Annotated in this window: 18 protein-coding genes; 11 read left to right on the top strand and 7 right to left on the bottom strand. The window is 35.9% G+C overall.

Going from position 1 to position 21,924, the window contains the following annotated elements; all coding sequences use genetic code 11:
- Window positions 1-2 precede the first annotated feature (2 nt).
- From porV to DB891_RS15315, 5 genes are all read left to right on the top strand, one after another.
- Window positions 3-1,193, top strand: coding sequence for a type IX secretion system outer membrane channel protein PorV (porV, locus tag DB891_RS15335; RefSeq protein WP_116764464.1), 1,191 nt, complete (start codon window positions 3-5; stop codon window positions 1,191-1,193).
- A 177-nt stretch (window positions 1,194-1,370) separates the two neighbouring features.
- Window positions 1,371-1,853: a cytidine deaminase gene (gene cdd, locus DB891_RS15330; protein ID WP_116764463.1), complete on the top strand. Its 483-nt coding sequence runs from the start codon at window positions 1,371-1,373 to the stop codon at window positions 1,851-1,853.
- Between the two features lie 151 nt (window positions 1,854-2,004).
- The gene (gene pdhA / locus DB891_RS15325) at window positions 2,005-3,003 is read left to right on the top strand and encodes a pyruvate dehydrogenase (acetyl-transferring) E1 component subunit alpha (RefSeq protein WP_116764462.1); all 999 of its coding nucleotides are present in this window, start codon (window positions 2,005-2,007) and stop codon (window positions 3,001-3,003) included.
- Between the two features lie 2 nt (window positions 3,004-3,005).
- Window positions 3,006-4,634: a pyruvate dehydrogenase complex dihydrolipoamide acetyltransferase gene (locus DB891_RS15320; RefSeq protein ID WP_116764461.1), complete on the top strand. Its 1,629-nt coding sequence runs from the start codon at window positions 3,006-3,008 to the stop codon at window positions 4,632-4,634.
- A gap of 92 nt (window positions 4,635-4,726) precedes the next feature.
- Window positions 4,727-6,574, top strand: coding sequence for a hydrolase/aminopeptidase (locus DB891_RS15315; protein WP_116764460.1), 1,848 nt, complete (start codon window positions 4,727-4,729; stop codon window positions 6,572-6,574).
- An 80-nt stretch (window positions 6,575-6,654) separates the two neighbouring features.
- On the opposite strand, the gene DB891_RS15310 is transcribed toward DB891_RS15315, so the two are convergent.
- The gene (locus DB891_RS15310) at window positions 6,655-7,899 is read right to left on the bottom strand and encodes a glycosyltransferase (RefSeq protein ID WP_116764459.1); all 1,245 of its coding nucleotides are present in this window, start codon (window positions 7,897-7,899) and stop codon (window positions 6,655-6,657) included.
- A 111-nt stretch (window positions 7,900-8,010) separates the two neighbouring features.
- Between DB891_RS15310 and miaE the strand changes: the two genes are divergently transcribed.
- Window positions 8,011-8,592, top strand: a complete 582-nt coding sequence (gene miaE, locus DB891_RS15305) for a tRNA-(ms[2]io[6]A)-hydroxylase (RefSeq protein WP_116764458.1) — start codon at window positions 8,011-8,013, stop codon at window positions 8,590-8,592.
- 67 nt (window positions 8,593-8,659) lie between these two features.
- Window positions 8,660-11,413 (top strand): AsmA family protein, encoded by a 2,754-nt coding sequence (locus tag DB891_RS15300; protein ID WP_116764457.1) that lies wholly within the window; start codon window positions 8,660-8,662, stop codon window positions 11,411-11,413.
- Window positions 11,414-11,591: 178 nt separating this feature from the next.
- Here the strand turns inward: DB891_RS15300 and DB891_RS15295 are convergent, their stop codons facing one another.
- Entirely contained in the window at window positions 11,592-12,392 is an 801-nt protein-coding gene (locus tag DB891_RS15295) for a hypothetical protein (RefSeq protein WP_116764456.1), read from the bottom strand.
- A gap of 113 nt (window positions 12,393-12,505) precedes the next feature.
- A complete protein-coding gene (locus DB891_RS15290; protein ID WP_116764455.1) occupies window positions 12,506-13,741 on the bottom strand; it encodes a bifunctional folylpolyglutamate synthase/dihydrofolate synthase in 1,236 nt (411 codons plus the stop codon).
- Between the two features lie 129 nt (window positions 13,742-13,870).
- On the opposite strand from DB891_RS15290, the gene DB891_RS15285 reads away from it, so the two are divergent.
- Window positions 13,871-14,566, top strand: a complete 696-nt coding sequence (locus tag DB891_RS15285; protein ID WP_116764454.1) for a MotA/TolQ/ExbB proton channel family protein — start codon at window positions 13,871-13,873, stop codon at window positions 14,564-14,566.
- A gap of 3 nt (window positions 14,567-14,569) precedes the next feature.
- Window positions 14,570-14,965, top strand: coding sequence for an ExbD/TolR family protein (locus tag DB891_RS15280; RefSeq protein WP_116764453.1), 396 nt, complete (start codon window positions 14,570-14,572; stop codon window positions 14,963-14,965).
- Between the two features lie 467 nt (window positions 14,966-15,432).
- On the opposite strand, the gene DB891_RS15275 is transcribed toward DB891_RS15280, so the two are convergent.
- The 4 genes from DB891_RS15275 to DB891_RS15260 form a co-directional block, all read right to left on the bottom strand.
- Window positions 15,433-16,335: an energy transducer TonB gene (locus DB891_RS15275; protein ID WP_116764452.1), complete on the bottom strand. Its 903-nt coding sequence runs from the start codon at window positions 16,333-16,335 to the stop codon at window positions 15,433-15,435.
- A gap of 177 nt (window positions 16,336-16,512) precedes the next feature.
- A complete protein-coding gene (locus DB891_RS15270) occupies window positions 16,513-17,739 on the bottom strand; it encodes a Glu/Leu/Phe/Val dehydrogenase dimerization domain-containing protein (protein ID WP_116764451.1) in 1,227 nt (408 codons plus the stop codon).
- Window positions 17,740-17,903: 164 nt separating this feature from the next.
- Window positions 17,904-18,479, bottom strand: coding sequence for a chalcone isomerase family protein (locus DB891_RS15265; RefSeq protein WP_116764450.1), 576 nt, complete (start codon window positions 18,477-18,479; stop codon window positions 17,904-17,906).
- A gap of 193 nt (window positions 18,480-18,672) precedes the next feature.
- Entirely contained in the window at window positions 18,673-19,740 is a 1,068-nt protein-coding gene (locus DB891_RS15260) for an anhydro-N-acetylmuramic acid kinase (protein ID WP_116764449.1), read from the bottom strand.
- 210 nt (window positions 19,741-19,950) lie between these two features.
- Here DB891_RS15260 and DB891_RS15255 point away from each other — a divergent pair, with 210 nt between their 5' ends.
- Complete coding sequence (locus DB891_RS15255; RefSeq protein ID WP_116764448.1) at window positions 19,951-21,090, top strand: acyl-CoA dehydrogenase family protein; 1,140 nt, start codon at window positions 19,951-19,953, stop codon at window positions 21,088-21,090.
- A gap of 129 nt (window positions 21,091-21,219) precedes the next feature.
- On the top strand, window positions 21,220-21,897 hold the full coding sequence (locus DB891_RS15250; protein WP_116764447.1) for a Crp/Fnr family transcriptional regulator: 678 nt from the start codon (window positions 21,220-21,222) through the stop codon (window positions 21,895-21,897).
- The last annotated feature ends 27 nt before the right edge of the window (window positions 21,898-21,924 follow it).

Here is a 21,924-nt window from a genome sequence, read left to right as displayed (position 1 = left end):
TAATGAAAAAAACGGTTCTATTTATTACATTTTTATGTGCGTTTAATTTTATTAATGCTCAGGAGAATACAATTACTACTGCGGTTCCTTTTCTTTTGGTAGCTGGAGATGCCAGATCTGCGGGTATGGCAGACAATGGGGTAGCTACTTCGGCTGATTCTTTTTCTCAGCAATGGAATCCTGCAAAATATACTTTTTCAACAGATCAGCAAGGGTTTTCATTAAGTTATACTCCTTATTTGACAGATTTGACAAACGATATCTCTTTAGGTCAGTTGACGTACTATAATAAGTATAGTGAGCGAAGTGCTTTTGCTGCAAGTTTTCGCTACTTCGGATTAGGGGATATTGAATTAAGAGAAGATTTTGATAGTCAAGCTCGGATAGTATCTCCAAACGAGTTTGCTTTTGATTTGTCTTATTCCCAAAAATTAAGCGATAAGTTCTCGATGGCGGTAGCTGGACGTTATATAAATTCAAACCTAAAAGTTGCCGATGTTAATAACGACGCTTCTTCGGCAAGTAGTTTTGCTGTGGATGTTGCGGGTTTTTATCAATCGGAAGAAATAGCCTATAGCGATTTTAATGGAAGATGGAGAGCAGGATTTAATTTCCAGAATATGGGGCCAAAAATGAAGTATGATGATGACGACATCAATAATAATTTTTTGCCAGCTAACATGAAATTAGGTGGAGGTTTTGATTTTATATTAGATGAGTATAATAAGGTTGCCGTAAATTTAGAAATAGGTAAATTAATGGTTCCTACTCCTCAAGTATATTATAGTGATGGAAGTTATCAAGGAGTTGATATGAATGGAGACGGAATGGTTGACTCAACAGATAACACTCTTGCTAAAAACGAATACAAATCAATAGGGTGGTTTTCGGGAATTTTTCAGTCATTTAGTGATGCTCCGGGTGGCTTTAGTGAAGAGTTAAAAGAAGTGACATATTCAATAGGATCTGAATATGTGTATCAAGATGCTTTTTCGTTTCGTGCGGGTTATTTTCATGAAAGTCCTGATAAAGGAGCAAGAGAGTTTTTCTCGCTTGGAGCAGGTTTCAAATACAGTTCTGTTAAAATAGATGTTTCTTACTTGTTCTCTGCATCTAAAGTGCAAAATCCATTGGAGAACACTTTGCGCTTCTCTTTAACATTTAATTTTGGAGATACATACGAGAACTATTAAGGTATTCGAGTTTTATACACAATTAAAAAATCCAAATTTCATATCTTGAAATTGGATTTTTTTGTTTTTAATTCGTCTATAATAATTTAAAATTAGTTTAAAAAAAAACGAAAAGCATAATAATTGTTTTTATAACGTTTGATTACGCTCTGTAAAAATTTAAAAAAATACAAATTAATGAAAGACATAGTATTTACTTCGCAAATAACGGTTTTTGATACTATTCAAGAATTGCCTGAGACTATTCAGAATTTGATAGAAAAAGCCATTGAAGTTAGAAAAAACGCATACGCACCGTATTCGAAATTTAGAGTTGGAGCAGCCATTCTTTTGGATAATGGGGAAATTGTTGTGGGATCCAATCAAGAAAATGCCGCATATCCATCAGGTCTGTGTGCAGAGCGTGTCGCTATTTTTCATGCAGGTGCCATTTATCCAGAAGCAACTATTTTGAAGATGGCAATTACAGCCGCTTCTGATAATAATAAAACAGACATTGCAGTTCCTCCGTGCGGATCTTGCAGGCAAGCTATAGCGGAATACGAAGTTCGACAAGAGGCTCCTATAGAAATTTATTTTATGGGAGAAATAGGAGCGATTCATAAATCAGCATCCTTAAAAAACCTACTCCCGTTTATGTTTGAAAAAAAATTACTTTAAAAATCACGCTATAAATTTTAGTTCTTAGTAGGAATGTCTTATTTTTGCATCCCGACCCCTTCGGGGCGCAAATTTGTGGTGAGGAAACTATTTTGCGTTACTAGGTCATAATTGATAATACAATAACACTTAAGCAAAAGAATTAATTCAGATGAAAGAAGTAACAAAAGAGGTTTATTTAAAGTGGTATGAAGACATGCTACTTTGGAGAAAGTTTGAAGACAAACTTGCAGCATTATACATTCAACAAAAAGTTAGAGGTTTTCTACATTTATATAACGGTCAAGAAGCGGTATTAGCAGGTGCTTTACACGCTATGGATTTGACAAAAGACAAAATGATTACGGCGTATAGAAATCACGTTCAGCCAATTGGTATGGGTGTAGATCCTAGACGAGTAATGGCTGAACTTTTAGGGAAAGCAACTGGAACATCCAAAGGAATGGGTGGGTCGATGCATATTTTCTCAAAAGAACACCGTTTTTATGGAGGACACGGTATTGTTGGAGGTCAAATTCCATTAGGGGCAGGTTTGGCATTTGGAGACAAATACAACGGTACAGGTGGTGTTACTATGACTTATTTTGGTGATGGTGCAGCACGTCAAGGTTCTTTGCATGAAGCTTTCAATATGGCTATGTTGTGGAAACTTCCTGTAGTTTTTATAGTTGAAAATAACGGGTATGCCATGGGAACTTCTGTAGAAAGAACTGCCAATCATACTGATATTTGGAAACTAGGTTTAGGGTATGAAATGCCTTGCGGGCCAGTTGACGGAATGAATCCTGTAAAAGTTGCCGAAGCAATGACTGAAGCAATAGACAGAGCAAGACGTGGTGACGGACCTACTTTTCTTGAAATGAAAACGTACCGTTACAGAGGACACTCTATGTCTGATGCGCAATTATACCGTTCTAAAGAAGAGGTTGAAGAATATAAAAAGATAGATCCAATCACTCAAGTTTTGGATGTGATTTTAGATCAAAAATTCGCTACCGAAGAAGAGATTGAAGCAATTGATCAAAGAGTAAAAGCACTAGTTGAAGAATGCGTTCAGTTTGCTGAGGAATCTCCTTACCCAGAAATTCAACAATTATACGACGTAGTGTACGACCAAGAAAACTATCCATTCACACCTCATAAACTATAAATATGGCTACAATTGTAACAATGCCTCGTTTGAGCGATACTATGACAGAAGGAACGGTAGCAGCTTGGCTTAAAAAAGTAGGAGATAAAATAAGCGAAGGGGATATCCTTGCTGAAATTGAAACCGACAAAGCAACAATGGAATTCGAATCCTTCAATGAAGGTACACTTTTATATATTGGAATACCAGAAGGAGAAACCGCACCGGTAGATTCTTTATTGGCAATTATTGGAAAAGAAGGAGAAGATGTTTCTGCTTTGATAGCTGGAGGTTCAGCTGCACCAGCTGCAGTAGAATCAACACCAGCTCCAACTGAGGTAAAAACAGTAGAAGCACCAGCTGCAACTACAGCTTTACCAAAAGGAGTAATCGTAGTGACAATGCCTCGTTTGAGCGATACTATGACCGAAGGGACAGTAGCTACTTGGTTGAAAAAAGTAGGTGATACTGTTGTTGAAGGGGATATTCTTGCTGAAATCGAAACTGATAAAGCAACAATGGAATTCGAATCTTTCAATGAAGGAACTTTATTGTTCATTGGAATTCAAGAAGGAAATACAGCTCCTGTAGACAGTCTTTTGGCTATCATAGGGCCTGCAGGAACAGACATTAGCGGAATCGCTGAAAATTATAAAGTGGGTGGAGCCACTCCAACAACTACTGAAGCAAAAGAAGAAGTTAAAGCAACTTCATCTGATAACGCAGCGGAAGTAGTAGAAATCGTAACCGACGGAAAAAGAATTCTGGCATCACCATTAGCTAAAAAAATAGCAAGTGATAAAGGAATTCAATTAGCACAAGTAAAAGGAACAGGTGAAAACGGTCGTATCGTGAAAAGCGATATCGAAAATTTCACTCCAATAACTGCTGCTGCTCCAAGTGCAACAGAGGCTAAAGCTCCGGAAACTGCAAAAACAGAAGCTCCAAAAGTATTCGTACCAGCAGGGGAAGTTTTCACAGAAGAAATTAAAAATTCGCAAATGCGTAAAATCATTGCGAAACGTTTGGCTGAATCATTGTTTACAGCACCTCATTACAACCTTGTGATAGAAGTAACAATGGACGATGCTATGCAATCAAGAGCAATCATCAATAGCGTTCCGGATACCAAAGTATCTTTCAACGATATGGTAATTAAAGCTTGTGCATTAGCATTGAAAAAACATCCGAAAATCAATTCTCAATGGAGAGAAGATGCTATTATCATCAACCACCATGTAAATGTGGGTGTAGCTGTAGCTGTTGAGGATGGATTGGTAGTTCCTGTATTGAAATTTACAGATGCTATGAGTTTATCTCAAATTGGTGCAAGTGTTAGAGATCTTGCCGGAAGAGCCAAAAATAAAAAATTATTACCTACCGAAATGGAAGGTAGTACTTTTACAGTTTCTAACCTTGGAATGTTTGGTATTACCGAATTTAACTCTATTATCAATCAACCCAACTCTGCTATTTTATCAGTAGGGGCTATTGTTGAAAAACCAGTAGTAAAAAATGGACAGATTGTGGTAGGAAACACTATGATGCTTTCGTTGGCATGTGATCACCGTACAATCGACGGTGCAACAGGAGCACAGTTTTTGCAAACTTTAAAACAATATATTGAAAATCCAGTGACTATGCTGGCGTAATAGATCTATTTTTATATTTTAAATCCCGTTTTGATACGTCAAAACGGGATTTTTTTATTTAATTTACGGTCTTAAAATTAGTACTTTATAAAATGAAAAAAATATACCTACTTACATTCTTTTTTGCCGCTTTGGCCTGTCAGAAGAAAGACAATTCCGAAAAGGATACATTCGTTAAAGACGAGCATTCCTATTCAAAACCAAATCTGGCTGTTGTAAAACATTTGGATCTTGATATTAAAGTTGATTTTGACACGCAATCCATTTCTGGAAAGGCATCTTGGCAAATTGACAATGTTAGTAAAGGCAACGAAATTATTTTCGATGAAAATACGCTAAACATTAGAAAGGTTACCCTTGGTGACGATGAAAAAGAAACTAAATTTGAACTCGGTGCAGAAGTTAAATTCCACGGAAAGCCACTTCATATTACGATTGAACCGAATACGACTAAAGTCAATATTTATTATAACACCACCAAAGATGCTATTGCATTGCAATGGTTGACACCACAACAAACGGCAGATAAGAAGAAGCCATTCCTTTTTTCTCAAGGAGAAAGTATTTGGTCACGTACTTGGATTCCGTGTCAGGATTCTCCGGGAATTCGATTTACCTATTCTGTAAAAGTTACGGTTCCTAAAGATTTAATGGCGGTAATGAGTGCTGTCAATCCACAACAAAAAAACGATACAGGAATTTATACTTTCAAGCAAGATAAAGCGATTCCGTCTTATTTAATGGCGATTGCCGTTGGCGATATTAAGTTTAAAGCTATTGATGAAAGGACAGGGGTTTATGCGGAACCTTCTTTGCTTGAAAAATCAGCTTGGGAATTTGCCGAATTGGGAAAGATGGTCGTTGCTGCAGAAAAACTTTTTGGCCCGTATCGTTGGGGAAGATATGATGTTCTGGTTCTTCCACCGAGCTTTCCTTATGGTGGTATGGAAAATCCAAACCTAACATTTCTTACCCCTGGAGTGATTGCGGGAGACCGTTCATTGACCAGTTTGTTGGCTCATGAATTGGGTCACAGTTGGAGTGGAAACTTGGTTACCAACGCCACTTGGGATGATATTTGGTTGAATGAAGGTTTTACCACTTATGTGGAACACCGCATCGGTGAAGTTGTTTTTGGGGAGAAAGAAGCCAAAATGCAAGGTGTTTTAAGCCGAAAAGATTTGAATGATAACATAGCAGAATTTGGAAATACAAATCCTGACACGCGACTTAAAGTAAATACTACAGGAAAAAACCCAGATGATGCCATAAACGAAATTCCATATGTGAAAGGATATGATTTTTTAAAGGTAATCGAACAGGCAGTCGGACGTGCTAAGTTTGATGTATTCATTAAAAATTATTTTGATGCCCATGCTTTTCAATCTATAACAACAGAAGATTTTGTGAGCTATTTGAACGAAAACCTCATAAAAAAAGACAAAGCTCTTGCTGATAAAATAAAAGTTGAGGACTGGATTTACAAGCCTGGAGTACCATCAAACATCACATCAGTCATTTCTGAGGATTTTAATGTGATTGATAGTATTCAGAAAAACTGGAGAAAAACGGGCGTTAAAGGATTGAATCAAAAAATAAAGTCCACCAATGAGAAACAGCATTTCATCGATTATCTTCCCGAAGATATTACGATAAAAGAAATGGCGGAGATTGATGCTGAATTTAATTTCACAAAAGGAGGGAACTTCGTGATCAAGCGCCAATGGTTTGTTCCGGCAATTCGTCATCACTACACTGTAGCATATCCAGCGATAGAGCAGTTTATGATTGCTACCAGCAGAACCGGATCGTTGGCGACACTTTATAAAGAAATGGTAAAAACACCCGAAGGAAAAATTTGGGCAAGGCAGATTTTTAATAAAGCAAAATCAGGTTATCATTTAACAACCGTTCAGGATATTGAAGGTTTGTTAAAATAAAAAAAAACTTCTCAAATAACGAATAACTTGGTTTTATAAATACAAATTCCGTCTAGTTTTTGAACTTGACGGATTTTTTTTTAAATCCGATTTTTTGCCTCAATCCAACGTGACATATATTTAGTGCTAGTTAAAGTGTGATGCTGAAGCAAAGAACCCATAAAGTTATCCAAGCGGTGTTGCTCTAAATTTGAAAGTAAAAAAATGATTTTGGAAGCAAAATCATTTTCAAACAACTCTTTAGAATACCGTTGATTGATGATTGCGATTCCATTTTGTTGAGCAACTTTCCAAAGTTTTTCATCTTGGTACAATAGAACAGCGGCTTTTGTAAATTCGTTTATATCATCAGTCACAAAGCCATTCCAAGGCAAATTTCCCTGCATAGATTCGGCGCCAATAGTTGTTGTTATGCTTGGTGTCCCGCATTGCATCGCTTCAATTAGTTTTCCTTTTATTCCCGCTCCAAAACGCAATGGAGCCAAAACTACTCGGGCATTTTGTACCACTTCATTGGCATCAATCGCTCGGCCTTTGATGTGAAAACCTTCTTTGGGCTGGTGCAATTGCATTACTTTTTGCGAAGGATAGGCTCCGTAAATATTTAAAACGGCTTCCGGTAATTGCTTTCTGAGTAAAGGCCAAATGGTTTCTTTTAGATACTGAACGGCATTCCAATTGGGTTCATGCAGAAAGTTGCCAATGAAAACAAAATTTTGCCTTTCCTGAAAGGATGGAAGTTTTTCAAAAGTTGCTACCGAAATGGGTTCTAATAAAAAAGGCAAATAATACAGCAGTTTTTCGTCTATTTTAAAAGTGGTTTTTAATAATTCCATTTCAAATTCAGAAATCATTAAAGACAAATCGCACCTCAAAATACTGGCGATTTCTCTTTTGGCTACATCTTCTTTTAAAGTGTCGGCTATGGTAAATTCGCGATGTGCTTTAAACGCTTTTTGTCGTGCCAATCGCAAACAATGCAAATCTTCGGTGTCTAATATTCGTAAAGCATTGGGGCAGTTTTCGGCAACACGCCATCCAAATTGTTCCTCCATCATAAACCGATCAAATAAAACTACAGCGGGATTCAACGCTGCAACAAAAACATCAAAACTAGAACAATTTAAAGTAATGGAAGTTTTGTCTACATTCAAGGAAGCTAAATTAACCATGTAATCGCTGTCCATAGCCGGACTGGCAAATGTAATTGCAAACCCTTGTTGTTGAAACTGAGCAATCAACTGCAGCATACGACCGCCGGCCGCCGAAGAATTGGGCTCAGGCCATACAAAACCAATTATTAAAAGCTTTTGAATTTGTTCCATAATAATTAAAGATAATGGTGCAAAATAATACAATTTAGATGGTTAAAGCATCATTTTAAATGGAAAATCAACAGGAAAAGACTAATTTTGCAGAACGAAAAATCACCTGTTATGCTTGGATTAAAATTAGTTACCGACCCACGTTGGGTAAATATTGTAGAAAGTAATATTGAAGAAATATTGACCGATCACGCTTGGTGTGAACAAAAAGCGGCTTCAAATGCCATAAGTTTGATTACTTATAATTCAGAGTTGGAAGAATTGGTAACGGAGTTATTGGTCATTGCGAAAGAAGAATTGGATCATCTGCAATTGGTTCACAATTTAATAAAAAGCAGAGGATTAACATTGGGCAGGGAACGCAAAGACCATTATGTTAATGAACTTTTCAAATTCATGAAAAAAGACGGTAGCCGAAAAGATGCCTTAGTCGATCGATTGTTGTTTTCGGCAATGATTGAAGCTAGAAGCTGCGAACGATTCAAAGTGTTGTCCGAAAATATAAAAGACCCAGAACTAGCTAAGTTTTATAGAGATCTTATGATTTCGGAAGCGGGGCATTATACCACTTTCCTCGGGTTTGCTCGAAAATATACAGACAATTTTGATGTTGATAAACGTTGGCAAGAATGGATCGAGTTTGAAACCTCGATTATTGTAAATTATGGTAAAAATGAAACCGTACATGGTTAATATTCCATATACAATAAGTAATATACAATCAAGTTTTTATTTTTAATTCATTCATACCAAACGCATAATGGCTTCAATCAATTATAAATCAATTGTTTTTAAGTTTTTAAAATATACAGGTGGAACGATTGTGGTTTTATTGGCACTGATGTTTATTACGCCTTTTGCTTTTTCGGATAAAATAGAAGAGCAAGTCAAAAAAACGGCTAATAAAAAATTAAATGGAGAGCTAAATTATTCGGAAGCCAAAGTTTCTTTTTTTACACATTTCCCATCGTTGACCTTGACTTTAAACGATTTTAAGCTCAACGGATCGACTCCTTTTCAAAATGAAAAATTAATTACTGCAGATGAGATTGCTTTTGGAATCAATTTAAGCAGCCTTGTTTTTGGGGAAGCTATTGATATCGACCAAATTTTCCTTTCCAATTCATTGATTAATATCAAAGTCAACAAAAAAGGGGAGGCCAATTATAATGTGTATATCGCGGAGAAGGTAACTGCTCCAAAAGAAGAAAAGTCAGAAACGGGATTAAAATTAGAAGAGATTGAAATTACTAACAGTAAAATCATTTATGATGATCAATCCACGAATATTCACATAGATGCGGTAGGTTTCAATTATTTAGGGAATGGGGATTTGAGTCAAGCAATATTTGCCTTGCATTCGAAAGCAAAAATCGAGAAACTGAATATCATTTATGAAAATGAACCTTACTTGATGAATAAAAAAGTAGATGGGGATTTGATTACCAAAATAAATACCAATTCGCTGTCTTTTGTTTTTGAGCAAAACGACCTTTTTATCAATACACTTTTAGTTGATTTTACGGGAAAATTTGATTTTTTAAAGGATGGTTATGATATCGATTTTAAAATAAAATCAAACAAAAGTAATTTATACGATCTCTTTACCGCTTTTCCTCCCAAATACATTACTTGGCTAAAAGACACGGAATTGAAAGGAAGTGTAGATTTGCTTTTTACTCTTAAAGGAAAATACATTGCTTCTCAAAACATAGCACCCGATTTGAATTTAGATTTCAAACTAAAAGACGGATTTGTAAATTATAAAAAAAGTGCCTTTCCAGTTTCTAATTTAAATATTGATATTTCCACGAAAGTCCCTTCATTAAATCCAGAGCTTTTAATGCTGGGCGCCAAAAACGTATCTTTAAATATCGAGAAAAATTACCTTAAGGCCAAATTGAAAATGAATGGAATGACCACTCCAGACATAGATATGGTTTTGAGTTCTCAAATCGATTTAGAGAAATTAAATCGCGCACTTGGAATTCCGAATTTAGAATTAAAAGGAATGCTGGTTAGTGATTTGAAAGCTAAGGGGAAATACGACCAAAAACAAAGACTTTTTCCAAATACGAACGGAACTTTGAATTTGAAAAACGGATTTATAAAAACGCAATATTATCCAAATGCAATAACCAATATCAATATTGTTTCGAACATTAACAATCAAAAAGGAACCTTTGACGGCCTTTCGGTGTTGTTGAAACCTGCTGGTTTTACTTTTGAAGGAGAGCCTTTCTGGGTAGAAGCTGATTTGAAGAATTTTGATGATTTAAATTATGATATTAAGGCCAAAGGAACGCTAAATGTCAGCAAAATATACAAAGTGTTTTCTCAAAAAGGATTGGATGTAGATGGTTCTATTAAGGCAGATTTGCAATTAAAAGGGATACAAAGCTATGCTGAAAAAGGAAACTACAGTAAATTACAAAACAAAGGAACTCTTGAGCTTAGGAATATAAAAGTGGCTACTGAGTACCTGCCTAAATCATTATTGATTAAAGAGGGGATCTTTAAATTCAATCAGGATAAAATGTCTTTCAACACCTTTTTGGCTTCCTATGGTCAGTCTGATTTTAAGCTGAACGGTTATTTGCAGAATGTATTCAATTTCATTGCTGATAAAAATGGGGTTTTAAAAGGGTCATTTACTTTGAATTCGAAATACATCAATGTTGATGAATTTATGTCGAGTACGAGTTCCACTCCTGTTGCAACTTCTACATCGAATAGTGCTCCAAAACCAGTAGCTCAAGAAACGGGAGTAATTTTAATTCCTTCCAATTTTGATCTGCAATTTTACGCAACGGCCCACAAAATTAATTATCAAGGACTTATTTTGCAAGACGGGAAAGGTGCCGTAAAAATGAAGAACGGAAGAATGCTGATGCAGAATACAGGATTCAATTTAATTGGTTGTAATGTCGCTATGAATGCTGCTTACCAAGGAATAACTCCTAAAAAAGCAGTTTTTGAATACAGTATTAAAGCCACAGATTTTGATATAAAAAGAGCCTACAAAGAAGTAAAAATGTTCCGGGAAATGGCTAGTGCTGCCGAAAATGCCGAGGGAATTATCTCTTTGGATTACAAAATAAAAGGAAGACTCAACCAGCAAATGCAACCGATTTATCCTTCTTTAATCGGTGGAGGTGTGCTGTCTATAAAAGATGTAAAAGTAAAAGGGATGAAAATGTTCAATGCCGTGAGTAAAACTACGGATCATGAAGCGCTTAAAAATCCTGAACTTTCTAAAGTAGATATTAAGACAACGGTAAAAAATAACATTATTACCATTGAGCGATTTAAATTTAAATTTGCTGGCTTCAGACCAAGGATAGAAGGAACGTCTAGCTTAGATGGAAAATTAAATCTAAAAATGAGATTGGGTTTACCTCCATTAGGAATTATTGGAATTCCGTTAACTGTTACAGGGAATAAAGATAATCCCAAAGTGAAAGTGGGTAGGCAAGGCAATGAAATCGAGGAAACTCAAGATACGGAGGACTAATGAATGCAAATTCATTATTGTAATTTTTACCTGAAATGTTTTTTTGTCATTTCGACGAAGGAGAAATTACACAGTCTGAATTTTTCATGTGTTATTCCTCCTTCGTCGGAAGAACATAATATAACTCTGAATACTCTAATTAATAATCTCGAAAATTAATTGAGAGGATTTTTATTTTTCATTTAGAAACAGCTGGTAGATTGTGGTAGATATAATCACCATGAATACCTGTGAATGCCAGTTTTAATTCATCAAAGAAAGCCTTGCTGTCGGCTTCTTTTGGCCATGCTGCTTTTGCTAATTCATCTTGTTTTTCATTCGATTTTTCTAGATCAGATAAAGAGTCAAAAAAGAAAGCCTCCATAAAGTCCCTGCTATCCGACCCCCAAGCGTGGCGATAAGGATAATAGGCTTTGATGTAAGGGTCTTTCAGGGTAACTTTCTCATTGTATTCTTTCATGCCTTTTCCCTTTCCGGTCATTGCCATTTGAGATCTGCGGATATAGACAACCATTGGTTCTTTTGTGGTGGCTTTGAATTCTTTTTCTCCTACAGAGGTAATGGAGGAGTAGATTTCATCAGAATGCATCGGAGAATAATAACTATTTTGTTTCTCTAAAAATGCAGTTCTGGTTTTTTCATCAGGCCATGCTTTTTTGATAAGGTCTTCTGTGATAGTACCTGATTTTTCAATGTCTTCCCAGGTTTTATAGACATTTACCATCAAAACTTCAGAGTTGTTTTCGGTATAATAATGAGTCAGAATTTCGTGGCCAATTATTAATTCGTTTTTACTCGTTACTTTGTCAAAGAACTCTTGTTCCGTTGTCTTCCAATCTTTACCGTCAGTATTCAAATTTCTGTGTAGGGTTGTAATGGTAATGTATACAGGTTTTGGGGGATCTTGAGCATGGATGTTCATGCCAGAAAAGAATGTTAAAATTAACAGTCCAAGCGAAAAAAGGTTTCTATTTTTCATAATAAATTAAAAATTAAATGATTAATTAACAAAAAACACGTATAAATTTAGTCAATTGTTAATCAAGTCGTTATGAATTTTTAATTTATTTTAAGAGAAAAATTAAGAATTGTTTAAAGCTCTTTATTTAAGGGTAATTCAGCTACTACAAAGGTACTTCCGCCAATATAGATAAAGTCATTTTTTGTAGAATTATTCTTAGCTGATTCGTAAGCGTCTGTTACTGAATAGTATGTGTTTCCGGTCAACGAAAATTGCAGTGCTTTTTCTTGTAACAAAGAAGCATCCAAACCTCGTGGAATATTAGGCTTGCAAAAGTAATACGTTGCATTTTTGGGAAATAGCGGTAGTACTTCTTCCAATTCTTTGTCATTGACAACTCCAAGCACAATATGCAAGTGGTCAAAAGTCTCTTTTTGTATTTGATTCAAAACAATTTCGAGACCGTTTTTGTTGTGTGCCGTATCGCAAATTACTTTTGGATTTTTGCCTAATTGTTGCCATCTGCCTAGTAATCCAGTGTTTTTTACCACATGAAGCAATCCCGATTTTATATTTTCGGCACTCACTTTAAAATTCGTTTGCTCGTTTAAAACTTTGAAAGTTTGGGTAACCGTCTTTTTATTATGCGTTTGATAATCGCCCAGTAAATCGGAAGGGTCTGTTTCTGAAATTAAATCGGAAGCGAAATAGATCTCCGCTTTATTTGTTGCGGCTGTTGCCAAAAATACAGGCAGAGTTTCAGGGGTATATTCGCCAATAATAACGGGAATTTTGGGTTTTATAATCCCAGCTTTTTCGGTTGCAATAGATTCTAAGGTGTTGCCCAGAAACTGAACGTGATCAATACCTATGTTTGTAATCACAGAAACCAAGGGGGTGATAATATTTGTGGCATCCAGCCTTCCGCCTAATCCTACTTCGATAATAGCGATATCTACTTTTTCTTTGGCAAAATAATCAAAGGCCAATCCAACAGACATTTCAAAGAAACTCATGTCGTTTTCTTCAAAAAATAATTTGTGCTGCTCGATGAATCCACAAACAAAAGCTTCGGATATTTCTACACCGTTAATCTTCATGCGTTCCCGAAAATCTTTTAAATGAGGAGATGTGTACAAACCGACTTTGTATCCCGCATCTTGCAGGACTGAAGCAAGCATGTGCGAGGTAGAACCTTTGCCATTAGTGCCGGCAACATGTATGCATTTTAACTTTTGTTGGGGATTATCAAGATGGTTTGCCAGTAAATTGACATTGGTCAAGTCTTTTTTATAAGCCGAAGCCCCTTGCAATTGATACATTGGAAGTTGATTAAACATCCAGTTTGTGGTTTCTTGATAGTTCATTATTTTTTGATAAAATAGTTGAGAATTGAAATAATTTCCGCTTTTTTTAGTTTAATATTACAGTGAAAAATACTTTCTACAAAATTGAAATATTTTTTAGAATTAATGATTATAAACCCAGAATAATATATGTTTAGTTTCATACAATTACAAGCTGATACTCTTGCCAATGCTGCATCTAATGTTGTTATCGAAAAAATAGCTCCCAATACCGAAATCTCCGTTTTAGGTTTTATTCTAAAAGGAGGATTTTTTTTAATCCCTATTGCAATTTTATTGTTTTATACTTTTTATGTAGTTATAGAGCGGTACTCATACATTCATAGAGTCTCCAAAATAGACCCACTTTTGATGCGAGATGTTCGAGATCACCTGAATGCTGGAAATTTCGATTTGGCTCGTTCCATAACCGAAAGAACCAATACGGCTTCCGGAAATGTGATTAAAGAAGGAATATTGTTAATCGGTCGTCCTATTGCCGAGATTGAATCGAATATGGATCGTGCTGCCGATATCGAAATTGCCGAAATGGAACAACATTTAGGACAATTGGGACTTATCGCAGGTATTGCTCCAACCTTAGGATTTATCGGAACTATTTCTGGGGTAATCAAGATTTTTTACAGCATCTCGGTAACCGAAAACATCAGTATTGGTAATATCTCGGGTGGTTTGTATGAAAAAATGATCAGTAGCGGTTCCGGTTTGATTGTTGGGATTATTGCCTACAGTGCTTATCACTTGCTGAACGGGAAGATTGATAATTATGCTTTGAAAGTGCAAAAGCAAATATTGGAATTCGTGAATATTATTCAAAAAGCATAAGCCATGTCTATCAAAAGAAAAAGAAGATTTCACGCCGAAGTGGCTACTTCGTCCTTGAGTGATATTATGTTTTTTTTGCTGCTGTTTTTCCTGATAATCTCCACTTTGGCCAATCCGAACGTGATTAAAATGACGTTGCCAAAGTCGAAAACCAATGAAAAAACCAATAAACAATACATCAGTCTATCTGTTACCGAAGACAAGAAATTCTATATCGACAAGCAGCTTGTTGCTTATGAAGAACTAGAAGCTACTTTGATGTCTAAAATAAACACTCAAAAAGACCAAACGGTAATTGTTCGAATTCCGTTCAATTTACAAGTGCAGGATTTGGTTGATGTGTTGCAAATAGGAGTGAAGAACAACTTAAAATTTGTCATCGCCACGAGTCCGAAATAAAATTCAAAATTTCGTTTTCAAAATCAGTTGGGCGTGACCACAATAAAATAAGGGGCTACTTTAGATTAATCTAGAGTTGCCCCTTATTTTATTGCGGTCGGGCTATCCACGCTACAAGGCAGCTAGTTTCTATCCCTCACGCAAAATCACACAAACAGAGTCATTGCGAGGAACGAAGCAAACTCACTAGCAGGGTCAACCAATCTAGGTAAATTATTGGAATGGATATACGGAGTGAGATTGCTTCGTTCCTCGCAAAGACATGCTAAGTCGTTTATGTGTTTCGATCCCTTTTTGGGAAAATTTCTTCGAAAAAACTAAACCCGTAAATTAGCCCCGATGGGAGTGGCATCTCCCGATTTAGAAAAACAAGGCTTTTTTGCCGTAGTTTTTGTTAATCGGGAATATAACATACAGCGGGACAAAACTTGATGAGAAACCGAGAAGTTGTGCTCCTAATTATTCTTTTAATTCAAATTGAAATTATAAACAATCTTGCCCACTTGTTTTTCGGGAGCGTCATTGCTGGCATCCCATTTGGTATTCATAGCGGCAATTCGGGCTTGATCGAGTAAACATCTTGCGGTGTTGGTTGTGCCTTTTATGCCCGCAACGGCGTTGATGGTGTTTCCGTTTCTATCTACAGAAACTTCTACGACCACTTTGCCAGATTCGTTGCAAGTATATTTTGGAGCGGGTTTAGAGAGCGCTTTTCTGTTGCCAAGCGAATAGCCTGAGCCGCCTCCGGTGCCTCCACCAGAGCCGCCACCACTACCTGGGCCATAACCGCTTCCGTTACCAATGCCGTTTCCGGTTCCATTGCCACCGCCTGTTCCGCCACCAGAACCACCAGTGCCGTAATAGCCAGTTGCGGCCAAACTTCCGTTGGATTTCCCTTTGTTGCCAGCAGTTTTGTCATCGCCGTCGCCGCCTTTGTTGGAGCCTTTCAGAATACTGGACAAAGCGTCATTGGTAGAATTGGAAACTTTAGGTTTAACGACTTCGGGTTTTGGGGTTTCTTTGACAACAACGTCCGTTTTTTTAGTTTTTTCTTTTTGCGGAATAACAACACTTTCTTCGGCAGCATTCTCTTGAGATAAAATGGCTTCGTCGGGAGTGCTTTTGGCAGGAGTTTGTTTGATTTGATTCTGAACATTCAAAACCTCGCTTTGCGTGTTTTTTCCGGATCCCAAATCGCTATCGCCAAAATTTAAGGTAACGCCTCCACCACCTCCGCCACCTCCAACTAATTCTTCCAGATTGGAAGGAGGCCAAAATCGGATGAAAAATAAGAGCAACAATAACGATGCGTAAATGAGTATGGATAGGACTAATGATTTCTTTTGATCGTTGGAAAGTGTAGAACTCATTGTAAAAATTGAATTAAAAAAGTGTACTTATAAAAACGTTGAAAAGTACTAAAAATTGTCAAGAATAAAAAATGACAGCTGTGTTAAACCCAGAACAGGGAATAAAAAAAACACGGGTCAAACAGTTTCAAAGCTGTTCAATCCGTGTTAATGTGTATTTAGAATAGTGTTGTTCTGCTATGTCAATTGTTTTAAGGCAATCTCAAATGCTGTAGCACTAATATTCTTTTTAGAATTGTTTAAGGCATGTGCTTTTACAATGGCTTTTTTGATGGTTTCTGAAGTGTCGTTAAAAATTGCTTCATCGGTCATTTGCACTTTCTTTTCCATGAAATAAGCAAAAACTCTAGCCATTCCACAATTAGAAATAAAGTCAGGAATCAAGCTTACTTTGCTGTCCACTTCTTCCATGATTGAACCAAAAAAGATTTCTTTATCAGCAAAAGGAACGTTGGCTCCACAAGAGATTACTTCAAGTCCATTGGCAATTAAGCTGTCAATTTGACTTTGAGCCACCAATCTTGAGGCTGCGCAAGGCGTAAATATTTCGGCACCAATAGTCCAGATTTTTTGATTGATTTCGTCAAAAGGAATCATGTTATCGGCTACTAATTTATTTCCGTCTTTGGCAAGGAATAATGCTTTTATTTCTTCAAAAGTAAAACCTTCTTCGTTGATTAATCCACCGTCTCTGTCGATAATACCAATTACTTTGGCTCCCATTTCGGCCAAATAAAAGGCAGCAGCGGATCCTACATTTCCAAAACCTTGAACAATGGCTTTCTTTCCTTTTACGGAGCCACCATAAATATCGTAGAAATGACGCACCGCTTCGGCAACACCATATCCGGTAATCATATCGGCAATAGTATATTTTCTAGTTACGTCTGGTGAGAATCTTGGATTTTCGATTACTTTAATTACACCTTGGCGTAATTGTCCAATTCTATTTATTTTATCAGCTTCGGTAGGTTTGAAGTGACCATTAAATACCCCTTCTTGAGGATGCCAAACGCCACATTCTTCGGTCATTGGTATCACTTCGTGAATTTCATCCACATTTAAATCACCACCAGTTCCGTAATAACTTTTTAATAAAGGAGAAACCGCTTTGTACCAACGTTGTAAAACGCCTTTCTTGCGAGGGTCATTTGGGTCAAAATTTATTCCAGATTTAGCACCACCAATTGCTGGTCCAGAAACCGAAAATTTCACTTCCATGGTTTTTGCCAATGACAAAACCTCATTCATATCCAATCCCTTTCTCATTCTAGTTCCACCACCCGCAGCACCACCACGAAGTGAGTTAATCACTGTCCAACCTTCGGCTTCGGTTTCAGAATCTTTCCAATTAAAAATGATTTCAGGAGCTTTGTTTTCGAATTTCTTTAATAAATCTTTCATATTGTTGTGATATGTTTTTTTTTGCCAAAGATATGAAAGGTTTTATGAGAAATATGTATTTGGTATTTTTTTTTTGCTTTTGCCTTTTAGCCATAAAAAAGTGCTTTTATATCATCGATAGATACAAAAGCACTTTTTAATGAGGGGCTTATTTTGGAACAATACTATAATCCCAATAAGCTATTTTTTAATTCTTCATCTACTGGATTGTCACCCAACCAAATGCCGAAAAATACTTTTTTGAATTCAAAACCTTCGACTTTTCCTTTAAGTTCGCCGTTTTTTACAACCCAAACAGAAGAACCAGTTGGATTATATGTTAATTCAAAAACATCTCCCCTAGTGATTTCTTCAGCCAAGTAGCTTTTTAGTAATTCAATTTTTGGTTCTAAAGCTTTAAAGCGATCACCAGCTGATTTTTCAAACCCTGTATGCATAGCTCTAGTTAATTTGCCAGACGAAACTAATGCAGAAGTGATTTCTATACGAATCGACATTTCGGTATTGTCATTAATGATTTCTTTAGGATTCTGAGAAAGTTGACTCAAATACAAGGCTTGAATGTATACATCTACCCACATTTTTGATCTAGATCCAGCACCGTTAAGCTGTAAAGTCTTGTTTTGGCATGTAATCGTTCTTGGGATAGTTACTCCTTCAAAAATGATTTGTTTTTGAGCATTTACCTCAGATAATAAGGCAGAAATAACAAGTGTTATCACTAATAATATTTTTTTCATAACTTGGGGGGGTTTATAAATTGTGCGCAAAAATAATGCTAATTCATCATAAATGTCGGATTTAAAACTACTATTTCATTAATACCGTAAAATTAGGGTGTTACCGTTGGCCGTTTGGTGTAAAAGGTAAGATTCTAGTAAATAAACACTTACATATGTAGTAGTAAAAGAGGTGTTAAATGTTTTTTTAAAATTACAGAGAATAAATAGCACCAGAACTATGGTCGTATTTTGCGCCGGTAACACTTTGGAGCACGTTGATTTCTCCTCGAAGTTTTAATACTCCGAGTAAAGCAAAGATTAAAGCTTCTTTGAATTCTAAAATTTTATTGGGAGGAATGATAATTTTCATTTCGGGTAAATGAAATTGAATACGTTCGATGAGGAAATCATTATATGCTCCACCACCAGTTGTCAAGAGACTGCCTTTTTTATTGGGTAAAGCCGATGCGATTTGTATCGCTACGTGCTCTGTAAAGGTGTGTAATTTGTCCTCAATGGTCATTGGGTAACGCTCTATTATAGGTAAAACAACTTCTTTTACAAACTCAAAACCCAAAGATTTTGGATGCTTTTTTTGATAAAAGTCTAATGCGTTTAATTCATTGAGTAATTCAATTGAGCATTTGCCAGTTCGTGAAATTTGGCCTTTGTCGTCATAATCGAAACCCAGTTGATTGGCATAAAAATTAAGTACCGTATTTACAGGAGAAATATCAAAAGCAATTCGATTGTTATTATCTTCAAACGAAACATTCGAAAAGCCTCCCAGATTCATGCAATAATCATATTCTGAAAATAAGATGCGGTCTCCAATAGGAACCAATGGAGCACCCTGACCTCCCAATTGTACATCTTGCACCCTGAAATCACAAATAACTGTTTGTTGAATCAATTTTGAAATTTCGGGTAAATTGCCAATTTGAAGGGTAAAACCATTTTGAGGTTGGTGTAAAATAGTATGTCCGTGCGAACAAACGGCATCTAGATTCTCTATTTTATACTTTTTGATAAAATCAGAAATAATAGAGGCAAGTAGTACTGTGTATTCTTTGTTTAAGTTTTGAAGTTTGCTATCGGAATAATCGACTGCAGTCTTTAATTCGTCAATCCATTTTTTGCTATAGCTAATGGTTTCGCTTTCAAGGATTTCAAAAGTCCAATTTTGATTGAGTACAGTAAATTTTATGTGGGACAAATCGACTCCATCAAGCGAAGTTCCAGACATCACTCCGATAACGTTATAGTTTTCTGATTTCATAAGATAAATTTACATTTCAAAATTAATAAATTCACAATAAAAAAGTATCTTTGACTGATTTTTTTAAATATAAACAGAATTAATTCTAAAAAAGCAAAACAATCATCAAGGAATAATCAGAAAATACATTCTAAAAGTAATTGCGATATTTTCTGTATTAAGATTATTTTTTTATTAAAAACACAAACATACTAATTAAAAACAAGGTTTATGGACTTTAATTTAACAGAAGAGCAATTAATGATTCAACAAGCAGCTAGAGATTTTGCTCAAACTGAATTGTTAGAAGGAGTAATTGAAAGAGATGAACACTCAAAATTTCCAACAGAGCAAGTCAAAAAAATGGCAGAGCTTGGGTTTTTAGGAATGATGGTTGACCCAAAATATGGTGGTTCTGGATTAGATAGTGTTTCATACGTTCTCGCTATTACCGAAATTGCCAAAGTTGATGCTTCGGCTGCAGTAATTATGTCTGTAAATAATTCTTTGGTTTGTGCCGGAATAGAGAAATATTGTAACGAAGAGCAAAAGATGAAATATTTAGTTCCACTTGCCAAAGGAGAGGTAATTGGAGCATTTTGTTTATCGGAGCCAGAAGCAGGATCAGATGCGACTTCACAGAAAACAACAGCTATTGATAAAGGGGATCATTATCTATTGAATGGAACCAAAAATTGGATTACCAATGGTTCATCGGCTTCAACCTATATTGTGATAGCTCAAACGGATGTAGAAAAAGGGCATAAAGGAATCAATGCTTTTATTATAGAAAAAGGATGGGCTGGTTTTGATATTGGACCAAAAGAAAAGAAAATGGGTATTCGTGGTTCTGACACGCATTCTTTGTTGTTTAATGATGTGAAAGTACCTAAAGAAAATAGAATTGGTGCTGATGGTTTTGGGTTTAATTTTGCTATGTCAGTATTAAATGGAGGACGTATCGGTATTGCTTCCCAAGCTTTAGGAATTGCAACAGGTGCTTATGAATTGGCTTTAAAATATTCGCAAGAGCGTAAAGCTTTTGGGAAAGAAATTTTCAAGCATCAAGCCATCGCTTTCAAATTGGCAGATATGGCCACTCAAATTTCTGCGGCAAGATTGTTATGCTTTAATGCTGCTTATCAAAAAGATGCTGGAATGGATATCTCGCAATCTGGAGCAATGGCCAAATTATTTGCTTCCCAAACGGCTATGGATACCACTATTGAGGCCGTACAAATTCACGGTGGAAATGGATATGTGGCCGAGTATCATGTGGAACGTATGATGCGTGATGCGAAAATCACCCAGATATATGAGGGAACTTCAGAAATTCAACGCATCGTAATTTCAAGAACGTTGATCGCATAATTAATTTTATTCTTTGAAATCAATACATAAAATCCAAACTTGAATTTTCGAGTTTGGATTTTTTATTTGAGTAGAATCATTTTTTTTAATACAGCTTTACTTAATTTTACATAAGCTAACACCAATTCCATGTACGACGAATTAAAATATTGGTACCTTAGAGATCATAAATTATTTTGGACATTAAGTATGTCACAAATCAAACAATTGTGCATCATCACGGGTTTTAAAAAAGCCAAAAAAGGAGATATTATCTATTTTTCTTCTTCCGATTTACCTCGAGTTTTTTTGCTCAAAAAAGGAAATATCAAGATTGTTGCTGTCGATGAAGAGGGGAATGAAACCATAAAAGACATTATTCAAAAAGGAGATTTGTTTGGCGAATTAAGTTTAGAAAGCGATACCGATTCCAATGAATATGCAAAAGCATTGACAGACGAAATAATTATTTGTAGTTTTTTACTATCTGATTTCGAAGAGTTATTACTCAAAAATCCAAGTTTAGCTTTGTCATATACCAAGTTTGTTGGCTTAAAAATGAAACGCATTAAAAACAGTTACTCCAATTTGATTTCCAAAGATGCCAAAACTAGACTGTATCAATTCCTCAAAGATTGGGCCGAAAAAGAAGGTAAAAGAACTGGAAATAGGGTTGTAATTGAAAATTACCTTACCCAAAATGATATGGCTCAAGTGATTTGTACTTCCAGACAAACAGCCACTCAATTACTGAATGAAATGGAAACCAAAGGATTGTTGCTCTACAGTCGTAAAGAAATCATTATTGAAGATATTACAAAATTGTAGTTTTTCCAGCTATTTTACTTGAGTTGT

The sequence above is a fragment of the Flavobacterium laiguense genome (assembly GCF_003097655.1).
In the GTDB taxonomy this organism is placed as follows: Bacteria; Bacteroidota; Bacteroidia; order Flavobacteriales; family Flavobacteriaceae; genus Flavobacterium; species Flavobacterium laiguense.
This window is presented reverse-complemented; position numbering and strand designations above follow the sequence as displayed.